The following is a 12,506-nucleotide window of genomic DNA, read 5'->3' as shown; positions in this document are numbered from 1 at the left end:
GGCGTAGCCACGCAGTACCTCGGTCAGCGTGTCCGCGATCTGCTCCACGCGATCGGGAGAATAGTGTTGCCGAAAACCTCGGTGTCGAGGAGCTGGCGGCGAACCGTGGCCAGCGGGCGATCTTCGCTCGTCAGATCGGTCGTAGCTGGAGCGGTTATGTGCCTCCTGAGATACTATTCGGGCAGCACCGGACGACGAACCGGTAACAGGTGACTACTACAACACAGGTCGAGGTCTTTCTCGGCGACGATTTCGCTCACGGCTCAGAGCGTGCGTTTCTTGCACGGTTGCGAGCTGATCTTGTGCGGCGTGGATGTGGCGCCCGGGTGTTCGCGAACTTCATCACCAGAAGTGGTCAGCGGCAGATCGACTTTCTGATTGCCACCGCGCATCGGGTTGTGCACGCCGAACTGAAGACGGTAGACCCGCAGGCTCCGCTCATCGGTGGACTCAACGGTCCCTGGGCGCACGGAGTTTCCTCAAGGCCCGTTCGGCCGTTGGGGCGGAACTACTTTCACCAGGCCCATTCCGCGACGTTCTCGATCAGTGACGACATGCATGCGCTTGCACGGCATGGTGGGGTTCCGCACGTGCAGGGGAGGTACTACACCCGGTTTCAAACGGTGATCTGTCTCAATCCGGACATTCCGGTAGGGTCTCAGCTGGACACTCATCGACACGTCGAAGTGGTCGGGTATCAGCAGCTGCTCGACCTACTTACCTCCGAGGGGCCTCAGCTCGGCTGGACAGACGGTCATTGGCTTGCATTCGCGAGATATCTGCAGTTGGTTCGTGAACTGCGCGGCCCGGCGGAAAGCGCTGCGCAGCAAGCCATCACGGTTGGGGTGGATGGCTATCGGCGCCGTTTCACCGCTACCCACCGGCGAGACCTGCACGAGTATGTTCCGGTACCCGCGGCAGCCCCGAGGCAGACGGTGCAGGATCCGGCGGCAATGCTTGCGGAAGCGATGCTGAACCAGCGTGTTGTCACCTTCACTGGAGACAGCGGCGCGGGCAAGTCCCACGCAATGCGGCATGCCGCATTGCGAGTGGCGGCGGCCGGTGGAGTACCGATCTGGGTGCGTTGCAACGAGTATCAGCAGGGTCGTTTCAGCCACGCGCTCGCGCGGGCCGTTGCACCCTTCACCGAACAGTCGGGCCTCCAGTTGCTACGGTGCGCTGTCGAGACCGGTAGCCCTACCGCTGTCATCCTCGATGGCTTCAACGAATGCTCTCCAGTCGACCGCGCAGAGTTGCTTGAACAACTTGACGCCCTGCGGCTACGGATGCCGATCGCTGCCGTCATCACCTCCACGGTGCCTGTCGGTCTCCCCACTGATCTCGCGCTCAGCGCTGTGGTCCCAGACGAGGACACCCGCGCCGCGCTGCTGGCTTCCTACGGTCACGCGGAGGGTTTGGCTGGCGTCGAAGCGTTTCGTTCACCGATGGAACTTGCGCTCGCTGCCGAATCTGGGGCGCACCTTCAACCGGGTGCCCCGGTCGCAGAGGTGTTTGACGCCTACATCAGTCACCACTGTCCTTCTGAAACGACGCGCGCCGGACTGCGCTGCATGGCCGTTGAAATGAACCGTCAGCTGCGAGGCTCGCTTCGCATCAGCGAGATCCGGACGCTCCTGCATCGATCGTTCGATGTATCCATGCCCGACCTCGCGATTGATTCGGTCCTCGGCTCAATGCTACTGGTGCGAACGCAGGGCAGAGCGGCGTTCCGACACGAACTATTCGGGCGGTTCCTCACTGCCGAGCAGTTCATCCTGCAATTCCGAGCGATCCCGGAACTGGCTGAGCAGCTGCGACTCCCGGCTCACGCCGATCTCATCTCATATGCTATTGCCCTGCAACATGATCCGGTTCAGTGCCACGAACTGCTGAGTGCTCTGTCCGATCCAGCCCAGCTCGATGCTGCCCTACGCGGTGTGTACGGACACGAGACGGCGCAGACTGTGCACGACGACATCCTAGCTGAGCTCACTCGAGCAACGGCCGTCACCGACACCGCCCGGATCGTCCGCGAAGGCAGCGGCCCCGAAGACATGTCCGCAGTTCGCTGGATAGTGAGTGAACCGCGTAGCACATATCAGCAGGCGCTACTTCATCTTGCCGGGTCGCGCCTAGCCGAGGGAGAGTTTCTCGAACCCACCAGACTGCTGCTCGACGCTACCGACCGTCGATGCAGGCAACAGATGCGGCACCTTCAGGACGAAGGCCATCGGGCGGCGGTAAGTGCTGTCGTCAGGGCGCTCCATAGCGGCTTTTACTACGCCGACGAGCGAGAACTGCGTAGGTTGCCCGCATCGGTGGTGATTTCGGCTTGCGAGAGTTCCCGCAGTACTCGGCGCGGGCATGTCCTGATGTCCTCGCCAGCGCGAGCATTCTGGGAGGACCATGCTCTTGTCCGACCGTTGTGGGCTCGTCTAACTGTCATCCTCCGGCTAATTGACCGCGACGACCCTGATGCCCAGACACTGCTGCCCGATGTCGTCACTGCGGCTTGGGCTGCGGGTGGCTATCACCTGCGCCTCGCAGCACTGGAGGTGGCGCACTTCAACGCCGCAACCGTCGACAGCACTACCCAGCACCGAATGAGGATGGCGCTTGACAAATGCGACACCGACAATATGTTTCTCAACAGCAGCCTGTTCGAAGCCTTGGCTGCCTACGACGGTATCGAACCGCTGAATACCGAAGACGACATTCGTACTCGGATCGAGGCGATCCTCGCAGAGCCCGACAACCCTGTTGCCTGGGTATTCGCCCAGGGTGTCATGGGAATGGTGTGGGAGGACCAGAACTTGCATGGACCCTACGACGAGGTCCTTGAGTCCCTTGAACCTGCGGACTATCTACGCCTACATGTGATGGCTGCTCGCGCCGAGGGAACGCCTGTGAATCGTGATTGGATCATGCGAGCCATCGTCAACAACATCGAGCATGCCGACACGGCAGCCCGATCGGTCTTGCAGCAAGCTGCCACGACCATCGATCTCAACGACCCGTTCCGGCAGGAAGCCGTCGGCGCGCACCTGCTTGCGCTGCGAGGCTGGGCTGCACTGTCGGACGAACTGCCATCCGCTGACAATGTTGGTGGCACCCTCGAACTACGCGCGTGGCGTATCGTCGATGAACTTCTGTTTACGGCTGTGCGTGGAAGTGAGTCGACGTCCAGCGAGATCCTCGCCCTGTGGACCGAGCTGCTAGGTGTTTGTGGACCGGCCGCGGCTGATGTAGTCACTCACATCAAGTCCGCGCGCATGTCGGAATACACACAGGACCAACCCACCATGTATGAACGCCTGATCACGATGTGGCCGGACCAGATGCGACAGCTCATCGAATGGGCGGTGCACAACAAGGACCGCCTGGTGGCGACCCTCAGACACCCGGCACATGACTGCCCGAAACGACTCATCGAAGATCTAGGCGTCATCGGAACAGCCAAGACGGCGACCTTGCTCAAGGGCTATGTTGGAGACGTTGCGATTGGGAACGCTGCTGTCGCCGCTGTCCGCGCGATCGAGCAACGTTTGAACCCATCTTGACCAGGCGACTGGTTCGAATTGTGCGGGTGGTGCCCGGGACGGGCGCGCCGGTCGGGTCGTGCAGTCCAGGATCACGGTGCGCAGTTCCTCGGTGCTGATCGCACCGGCCCGAACCAGTATCGGCACCGCGCCGGTGGTGTTGACGATCGTCGAGGCCACCGCGGCCGGTGTCGGTCCCGCGTCGAGGTAGACCGCTACTTTGGTGCCGAGCATCTGCTTGGCAGCCTGGCAGGTCTGTGGCGAGGCGGTGCCGGTGAGGTTGGCACTGGAGACTGCCAGCGGGCCGGTCTCGGCGAGCAGTTCCAAGACGACCGGATGCGCCGGCATCCGTACCGCGGCTGTGCCTTCGGTCTCGACCAGGTCCAGCGCAGCGAAGGCTCGTGCCGGGCGATCAGGATCAACCCACCCCGCCGGAGCTTCTCCATCAGATCCCACGTCGGTTGCGGCAGCTCGGCGACCCCCAGTCGCCGCGGTCGCCGACCCGATGAGCTCCCCGGACAAGTCCAGTCTGGCGCCGTTGACGTGGCGGGGCGTGCCTGGATCGCTGATGACGAAGGCGTGCAGGCGCATCCACACCGGCTTCGGCGCCTCCACAACGGTCCGCGCAAAGTAGCCCTGCGCCTGCGGGTGTAGCGGCCGCGGTGGTTGAGGCAGTCGGCCGAGATCACGAGGCGTTCTTGCTGGGACTTGATGGTCAGGGCTGGGTGGAAACAGCCGGAAACGCCTTTACAAGTGAGCAATTCAGGTTCGCTGACCTTCACCCGATCCCCGGCCACACTACTGTGACGGGGTGACAGAACACCCGCTGCAGCCTGCCCTCGACCGAACAGCTCGAGCGCTTTGGACCACCACTGACCTTCTTGAGATTGCGATGGGAAGAAAGCCCCAATTTGGCCGATCCGATGCTCGACAGACCTCCCTGTACCGCGCGGCCGTGACGGCTTCCGTCGGCGTGGTGGAAGAGGCAACCGAATCGCTGGTTGTCGAGGCGCTGCGGTCAATGGGGCTCGCACCAAAAGCCGTGGGGCTGCTTGCATCGACCGTCTCAAGAGTTATGGGGAATCCCAATTCTGACGAGATTCGTAAGCTGATGTCGTCCTTTCTGGGCTACGATCCGGTCTCTGACCTGCGTATTACGCTACGTACCTCCGAGCCTGCGTTTCGGATGCCCGAGCCGGTCGGAACTCGCATCTCGCACCAGCTTTGGACCATCTACAACCGTCAGCGTTCCTGGTCGGGTTCCGACGCTGCGATTGTGCTGAATCGGTTCGTGAAGATTCGAAACTCGTTTGCCCATCAGGACTCGTCCGTCGGAATGCTGGCCGCGAAACAACCTGAAAGGCTTCGCTTGATCGTCGAGAAGCTGCGCAAGATCGCTGAGGGCAGTGGGCAGAAGCTTGAGCCCGAAGACAAGGCGTTCATCGAGCAGATCAACGCCAGTAGCGCGGTTCGGGTTCTCGTTCCCGCACGGCCAGGTGAGGATCCGATCAGGGATTGGCGGCTCCACGAGACACACGCTGTGAACGCGCTCCTCACGTCCGCCTGTGTCGTGTCGTCGTTGGCTGATGGTCTCGCCAACCATCTCGACTCATCGGCCGGTGTTCGTCGGGACGCGTACGACCCGCTGTATCTCAACATCGACACGGGCAGCTGGGTCACGCATGCCGGAGACAGCCTCGCGACGAGTCCGTGTGGTGTCGATTGGGTGCTTACTCCGTACGCTCCTCGGTCTCGGACGTGACGGCGATTTGCGGATCTACCGGTCCGTTCCGGGCGGTCCTGGTACAAATCGAATAGGTCCAGGCGTTTAACAGAGCCTTTCCGACTCGGAACCTGGTGTTCCGTCAGATAGTCCGGATTCGCGTTCCGTGGACACATACGGAGTTTGGCCGTCGAGTCTGCGTTGTCCAGCCCGTCCTTCAGTACTCGAGCCATGTCTTCCGGTGGTGCCGATCCATAGAACCTGTCGAGAATTGTGCCTATCGTGCCGGACCCGCAGCCCGAGTGGCTTGCCCCCGGTAAAAGTAGCCACCTGACGGATGAAGTGGTCGCATCACCGGGACCGGCCGATGCCCCTGCGCATCGTGTGCGCGGGCCGCTTCGTGGCCCGCCCGTCCTGCCGTGGGTCGTTCCCAGGGCAGGGCGGCCCGTCAACACTATGGCTCCGCTCCACGCCAGCGGGTGACTTCCGCGTATCGCTTGTCGAGGAGCGTGGCGATTTGTCCGCACCGTTCGAAGGTTTCCTCAACGGCGTCATCATCGAAGTTGTACCGCTGGCTGTTCGGGTCGTCGTCCCAGTGGTTGCCTTCGTCAGTCAGTCGGTGGGCGAACGAGTTACGTCGTTTCGCAAGCCATTCGGCGTTCTCGATGACCGCCTCCGCCTCCTCCTGGTCGGCCAGAAGGTCTGCCGCAGCTTGAGCCTTCGGACGGAGTCCGCGTCGTGAGCGAGTAGGGAGCATACCGGTCAGCAGCGATTCGAGTGCGCTGCAACACGATGCCATGATGGTGCCCGCGCCCATTGGTGCGGCCTCGCCGTCGAGTATGCCTTTGACTTCATCGAGCACCAAGTCTGATTCGCCCTCCCATCCGGGTACTCGATGCGACCCAGCCTCCTCGATCTCCGCAAGTCGCGCGAGTTCTGTGTCGATCGCTGCACGTGTAGTCCTGTGCAGCCAGATCAGTGCACAGAGTCGGTACTGGAAGACGAGGACTTCGACGTAGCCCTGGCCCAACGCCATGTACGGATCGGCCAGTTCGATGTAGGCCGTTGGATTCGGGGGGAGATCCGGAGTCGATGACACTCGGTTACGATGGCACGTAACACCCTCAGCTCGCAGGTTGTTTTCGGTGGTGCGCATCAACCCAGGGCGACTCACTCGAGCTGCCGGCCAATCTGCGGGCCGCGCGCACGGCCCCTTCAGCACGTGCGACGGTTCCTCGCGCAGACTAGAGGAGTTCGCAGACCGCCACCTCAGCGACGGATACAGCACCCGACGATGGCCGAATGCGATAGCCGAGTCTCGTTGATGCGGCACGAGTAGATCGTCTGGATGACGGGCGCCCGGACCGGGACGATGACAAGTCGGATCCTACTTCTGCGCGCCGCACCGCGCCGGGACGGGTGGGGAACCCCTCTCAGCCACATAGCCGTACGACGCTTGGCCGATGTTGAATCCAGCCTCGGTATGCTTTTCGAATCCGCTCCAGCAAACATTATGAGCTGCACGGCTTTTCAAGTTTGGCACTGTGTGGCATTCCCCGGTCCAGCCACTTTGGGTCGGCGCCGATTGAGGTGAATTCCGGTCGGAGGTCGGTGAGGTAGTCGCGGTCTTCGTGGCTGAACCTGAGCTGAAGTACCGGATCGTCGCGCCCGCTCTCACCGAGCTCGATTGGGCCTGCGCCCAAGTCGAGCCTGACAGTCACCACTAACGATGGCTGGCCTGCCTGCTGGAGAATTGAGCCCGGCCCCCGGTTACCCCCGCTTTCGTCGGCGAAAAGGCCATCCGGCCGATATGGGAGGAGGGTCGCCCCGCAGACTTGAGCGACACGGACGGGGTATCCTTTCCCCAGCTCAAGCCAGATCTTCCGGCGGCATGTTCCAACTCGGTCGTGTTGGATGCCGACGCCGCGACGTCGCGAGTCGAGTTTGACGCCCTGACCGCCGATCAGTAGGGATCGAATTCCCCTTGTGGACCTTGAGAGGGACTGCGGGGTGGAGCAGTAAGACTCGGTCCTGGCCGGGGACTTCTCTTGACGTCGGGTTGCGAACCCCTTGTCACATAACATCTTTCGATGACATGGCGGCCTGTCTGCTTGCCTGCGTCTGTTGCCTCGGCGGGGGTGGGTGGGTGTCTGCCATTGATCCCGCCTGGACCAATGTGTTCATGACGCTCTATGTGGGGTCAGGGGTTCGAGTCCCCTTAGCTCCACTTAAAATCCCAGGTCAGGCTCGGTTTTGTACCGGGCCTGACCTGGTGTTGAGGATCGATCTGCCGTCGTCATTGGGGCAGGTTGGGTAGGTCCGCCAGCGTGTGTAGTGCGCCTTAGTACCAGGCGTGTGCAGCCAGCCAGAGATAGGGCGGTTGTCATTCGTCGGTTTCCATCTCTTGGGCCTTGGTGGATCAGGTAGCCCGCTCAAAAGCCGACGGTCCAAGGAAACCACGGCTGGTGCGTCTGCTGGCCCGGTGGCCCGAATAGACGCCTCTATGAGGTTCAAGAATTGATCGGTTCCTGGACATTTCGAACCGAGCGGATACGGTCAGTTCGACTGGTGGTCTGGACTGTCCAGAAATCGAGTCGCCACGGTGGCAGCCAGCTGCGGAAGGTGGTGGCCTCATATCGGGGTCGGGACGAACAGCTCGTCGTAGTCACTGTCCAGTTCGACCTTCTGGCGCCGCTCCTGTTCGCGGGCGCGAAAGTTGTTCATGTACGTGGTGATATCCGTGGCGGTGAGATGTGCCTCGATGACCTGGTTGAGGCAGTAGTGGCCTAGGTAGTATGCGAAAGTGGCTATGGATTCACAGGCGTCAGGCGTGACCGGCCCGCCATGGATCGCAGCGTTGCGAATGCGTTTCAGCCGACTGAGGTGGGTGTCGAAGCGCTGATCGTAAAGGTTCAGTCGCGCAACGACGGATTTTCCGGAGCTGAATACCGCCTCCATATCCGCCAGAGCGCGGCGAAGCCAGTGCCGTTGATAGATCTCGCGCAGCCTCGGGAGATGGTCGATCGCGCCGTTGACATCGAAGTAGTCGACGTCAGCGGACGTAGTCCACAACTCTTCCTTGATGTTGTCGAGATCTTCGGGCGGAGGGAGAGCGTCGGGGGATGAATCCGGCAAGTCGGTGCTTGCGGCGGAGGTGAATTCGCCGAGGAAGGCGACGAGTTGCGCGCGTGAGGTTGCCTGCTTGAAGTATTTGCATGCGAATTGTGCCCAGTCGCTTCGGCCGCCGACAGCCCACGCATTGACGTGTTCGATGGCACGAACAGCCGCCATGACCGTTGCTTCTGATCCGTCGTCTCGCGAGCGGGTCAGTGCGTTGCTGAGCGCTAGGGCGGCAGCGAGCTGTTCGGTTGTCTCGATGCTCAGCGACTGCGAGGTTTGGACCATGAGTTGTATCCGCCGAGCGACGGCGTCTCCGGAGCGGTGGCGTGAGTAGTCGCGGCGGCGCGCTTTGGGGCCCCATTCCCAGGTACGCAGAGTGCCGTCGATGAAAAGCATGCTCCCGTCGAGCTGGGTCCATGTGCCGGGGTACGGGTCGCTGATCTGGACCAGAGCGGCCACGAGCGTAGATGCCTGTTTCCGTGTGAGATGGACCACGGCGTCCGGCAGAAGAACGCGCGCGTAGGTGAGACCCGGGTCCTCGGACCACGCCCGGCGCTCATGTTCCTGGATGTCCGCAGGAAGGTTGAGCACTTCGTGCGGTATTACGGTGAAGTTGCATGCCAGTTCTGGATGTCCGACACACGAAGCCAGCAGTTGGGCGCTGTAGAACGTCACCTGACCGTGTGTGACCTCAAACTCATGCATGAGCGCGGGTTCCAAGCGCAGCCATACAATGCAGTCGGCCTTGGCCGGTGGCCGCATCAGGAATTCCTGGCATTGCTGGCTTCGCCGCCAGACAGGACCATTTCCCCCGTCGTGCGTACCGAGAGTCAGCAGGGGGTAGCCTTGCATCAACTCACTGAGCTGCCGCCCGAGGCCGAACCCGTTATCGGTGTTCTGATGTCGGGCCTCGGCGATCGCCCACAGTGTCTTCCGCTTGAACTCGATGTCCTCGACCTTTTTGGTCCGGTTGACGCAGGCCTGGTGCAGGTCTAACCATGCGGAATCGATCGCTGCGTCGGATCTGAGCCGCTCCCTCAGCATTGCCGCATCGTGGCGTAGGGAATCGCGGACCTGTTCGTCGATCCCTACTTCGTTGTTTCCACCGGCGCCTGCCGAGGAGGTGAAAAGTTGCGCGAAATGCGATTCGACCGAGCGATAGGCCAGGTCAACGACTCGCTGCAGCTTCGGGCCGGACGCGGAATACCCGGAACGGACATCGGCGAGTATTGATTGCCAGTCATTGTGTTGGACGGGGATGAACTGGCGCCGGTCGTCGATCCAGGCGAGTAGCTCCACTACGGCCGCGGTGAGTGTCATCGCCTCGACGTAGACGGTGAATCGCCCCTGGAGCACGGCGACAATTTCAGCCAGCCACTGCTCTTCGTCTACTGGGGATTTCATCACTGTGCATCGTTCGACGACGATGCTTCCGTTACAAGCCAGGCCAGCGCCTCGGCTCCATCTTCCGCTCCGACGTCCGCCGCCGTCAGATTGTTGCCTGAAAACTACGGTTACCGGGCAACTTCGGGAGGCAAGTCGTGACCGGCACCGATCTCGCGCACACCATCGTGCGACTGGAGGGCGTCCGCGCTCGGGCCACCTACCGCCTAGACGACCGGGAGATGGCCCGGCGGCAGCGAGTGGGACTCGGGACTCTCGATGACATGCGGCTACTGGACGTGCTGCTCGGACCCCACGCAGGCGTGCCGGTGTCCCACGACCAGCTCACCGATCGGGAACGGCACGCGCTGCGTCGGCGTCTCCATCGAGGTCGTGCGCAAGCGCCTCGGTCACGCTTCCACCGATCTACATCCTGCTCGCCGATAAGGTCGCCGACGCTGAAATCCGCGCGGCGCGCCACACCCGAACACGGTGACATCCAGACCCGGAGCGAACCGATCGGCGACAGAAACGAACGCCCTACGATGCGCGGCGATGGCGCCGGTACCAAAACGCGTCGGTGATTTGCCTGTCCCACCACTCCCGGATCCGGTCGTCGGAGTCTGTGGATCTACCGGCCCGAACCTCGGCCAGCGTGGCCTCGGCCAGCGGTGTTTCCCTCAGCATCAGCGTCCGATCCCACTCGGTGACCGGCATGAGCCGGCCGGTATCAGTGATAGCGGTGTAGGAGTAACCGCCGGCGATGTCCCAGGCGATCTGGTCGGCGGATTCCACGAACGATTCCAGGTGATGTCCGAAGTTGGTCAAGCCCACGTATAGGGTCACGTCGCCGTACAGGACAGCACGGTGGATCTGACGGTTGAGTCCGGTCGGAGCCATGATGGTCCAGCGGTCGAGCAGGATCTCGTTCATCTCCACCTCGCGCGGATCGTAGGGGTGGCGGCACTCGTAGGCGTGCTCGATGATGAAAGGGGGTAGGGGGAACCCATCGATGTCTCCGTCCTCGTTGCGGTGGGTGAGCGACGGATCGCAGCGGTCGAAGAACCGCATGACATCCAGGAGCGTTTCGATCACCAACCGGCAACCTACACAGTCCTCGTAGCGCCGGTCGACCGAAGTGCGCTTACCGTCGGTGTTGTTCCGGATCTCCACAGGGAGATCGGAATATGGCTTCCAGCGAGGAAAGACCCGCCATCCGCCCTTACCGACCCCACTGACCAGTCGGTCGGTGTCCATGTCGATCATGGCGTGGCGATGGATCTCGGCGTTCCGGATCAGCCGCAGGCCATGCACGACCCGGCCGTCGGAATCGCTGGCCCGCATCGCTTCGTAGCGGGGTTTATCCGCCGGATCGAGCAATTCGGTGAACAGCGTATCGATCGTGCGCATCACCGTTACCGCATCAGCGACGTCGATGGAGACGGCTTCGGTATCGATATGGAAATGGCCTGGGTGCATCACGACATCGCTGTCCGCCGTCGCGAACCAGGTGTCTTCGATCGCGCGGGCCAGAGCTCGGAACTTTCGGCGCAGCTGATTCCGACCACCGGAAGCTGGGATCGGGAACATACCCGGGTCAGTAGAAGCGGGCTGGTCGGGGAGCAGTGCCATCGTGGTCCTCTTCCGGGACCTCGCCAGGTTGGAGGCAAGGAGATCAGAATATCCTGCCGGGGCAAGGCGTTTCCGGCGGGCACGTGTTCAGGTGGAGCGCGGGACGAGCAGATCGGCAGACTACCGGTGTCGGTGGATTCAGGCGGGTGCGGTCATGCGGTGCAGGTGTTCGCGGGTGGTGGTCAAGTCGCCGAGGGCGCCCGCATGCATGGTCGGACGCCACAGTGCGATCGAGAAGCTCTGATCGCACAGCGTCGGCCGTGTACCGTGTCGGGAAGGAGTCGGTGGGTGCAAGACTTGAGCGTGCCCACCGGGTAAACGTGCTCGTTGGTAAACGTTCTCGGCCATCCTGGAGAAGGCTCGGGACATCCTGACCGCCATGGATCGCCTGCACCACCCATAGGTAGGGCCCGGTCCAAGACCGGGCCCTACCTATTTCTCCGACGGCGCGAGGTATCGGCCGGGGCCGAGTTCGTCGGTTAGCTGGAACCGGTGGGAAACAGCCCCGCCGAGCCGCTGCCCAGCTGGGCATCTCCGGTGATCTCGATGACCAGGGTCTTGGTGGAGGAGCCCTGGGTGGCGACGATCGTGTACGTGCCCTTGGCCGGTGGGCGCCAGGTGCCGCGGAGTGCGCTGCGCTCGCGGTCCGGGTAGTCGAGGCGCTCGGCTGAGGTGAGTTCCTGGCCGTTGATGGTCAGGGTGGCGGGCAGGGCGTAGTCGGAGCCGAACATCCGGGCCATGACGGTGCAGTTGGCGCCCACGTAGTCGCAGGCGACGGGGATTTCGCTGTTGCCCCACGCCGAGATGGTGATGTCCTCCACCTCCGCCGAGGCGGTGGGGGCCAAGAGGGCCGGGAGAACGAGTGCGCCCGCCGCCAGGGCGGTCAGTCCTGCGATTCGCATGAGTTCGGTGGTCCTTCGCGTCGGTGTGGTCGGCCCCGGCTATGCGCCCGGAACCTCGTGCAGCGGAAGAGTTCCACAGTTCGCACAGGGCCGGTACCCCGAAAACCCAGGGCTTGCTACCGACCCATCGCACCGGCAATCATCAGGTTCTACGGCGTCGCCGCGCTGGTCCGGCGCCCTTTCGTGGCGTATCTGCGCCGACGGGTG

General features: G+C 62.5%; 6 protein-coding genes. 1 reads left to right on the top strand and 5 read right to left on the bottom strand.

Features of this window, described 5'->3' with window-relative positions; all coding sequences use genetic code 11:
* Nucleotides 1–3,437 precede the first annotated feature (3,437 nt).
* On the bottom strand, nucleotides 3,438–4,130 hold the full coding sequence (locus tag ACFC06_RS10580) for an L-threonylcarbamoyladenylate synthase (RefSeq protein WP_375929513.1): 693 nt from the start codon (nucleotides 4,128–4,130) through the stop codon (nucleotides 3,438–3,440).
* A 220-nt stretch (nucleotides 4,131–4,350) separates the two neighbouring features.
* On the opposite strand from ACFC06_RS10580, the gene ACFC06_RS10575 reads away from it, so the two are divergent.
* Entirely contained in the window at nucleotides 4,351–5,301 is a 951-nt protein-coding gene (locus tag ACFC06_RS10575) for a hypothetical protein (protein ID WP_375929512.1), read from the top strand.
* 415 nt (nucleotides 5,302–5,716) lie between these two features.
* Here ACFC06_RS10575 and ACFC06_RS10570 read toward each other — a convergent pair whose 3' ends face one another.
* The 4 genes from ACFC06_RS10570 to ACFC06_RS10555 form a co-directional block, all read right to left on the bottom strand.
* On the bottom strand, nucleotides 5,717–6,361 hold the full coding sequence (locus ACFC06_RS10570) for a hypothetical protein (protein WP_375929511.1): 645 nt from the start codon (nucleotides 6,359–6,361) through the stop codon (nucleotides 5,717–5,719).
* A gap of 1,532 nt (nucleotides 6,362–7,893) precedes the next feature.
* The gene (locus ACFC06_RS10565) at nucleotides 7,894–9,786 is read right to left on the bottom strand and encodes a hypothetical protein (RefSeq protein ID WP_375929510.1); all 1,893 of its coding nucleotides are present in this window, start codon (nucleotides 9,784–9,786) and stop codon (nucleotides 7,894–7,896) included.
* Nucleotides 9,787–10,305: 519 nt separating this feature from the next.
* The gene (locus ACFC06_RS10560) at nucleotides 10,306–11,397 is read right to left on the bottom strand and encodes a hypothetical protein (protein ID WP_375929509.1); all 1,092 of its coding nucleotides are present in this window, start codon (nucleotides 11,395–11,397) and stop codon (nucleotides 10,306–10,308) included.
* A 479-nt stretch (nucleotides 11,398–11,876) separates the two neighbouring features.
* Nucleotides 11,877–12,299, bottom strand: coding sequence for a hypothetical protein (locus ACFC06_RS10555; protein ID WP_375929508.1), 423 nt, complete (start codon nucleotides 12,297–12,299; stop codon nucleotides 11,877–11,879).
* Between the last annotated feature and the right edge of the window lie 207 nt (nucleotides 12,300–12,506).

The organism is Nocardia sp. NPDC056064 (genome assembly GCF_042266925.1).
In the GTDB taxonomy this organism is placed as follows: Bacteria; Actinomycetota; Actinomycetes; order Mycobacteriales; family Mycobacteriaceae; genus Nocardia.
Note: the sequence above shows the minus strand (reverse complement) of the source record. Positions and strands in the feature narration are given on the sequence as shown.

Bases quoted from the DNA above. Each gene is read 5' to 3' on its own strand.
- ACFC06_RS10555 (WP_375929508.1), bottom strand. From the start codon at position 12,299: ATGCGAATCGCAGGACTGACCGCCCTGGCGGCGGGCGCACTCGTTCTC.
- ACFC06_RS10580 (WP_375929513.1), bottom strand. From the start codon at position 4,130: ATGCGCCTGCACGCCTTCGTCATCAGCGATCCAGGCACGCCCCGCCAC.
- ACFC06_RS10560 (WP_375929509.1), bottom strand. From the start codon at position 11,397: ATGGCACTGCTCCCCGACCAGCCCGCTTCTACTGACCCGGGTATGTTC.
- ACFC06_RS10565 (WP_375929510.1), bottom strand. From the start codon at position 9,786: ATGAAATCCCCAGTAGACGAAGAGCAGTGGCTGGCTGAAATTGTCGCC.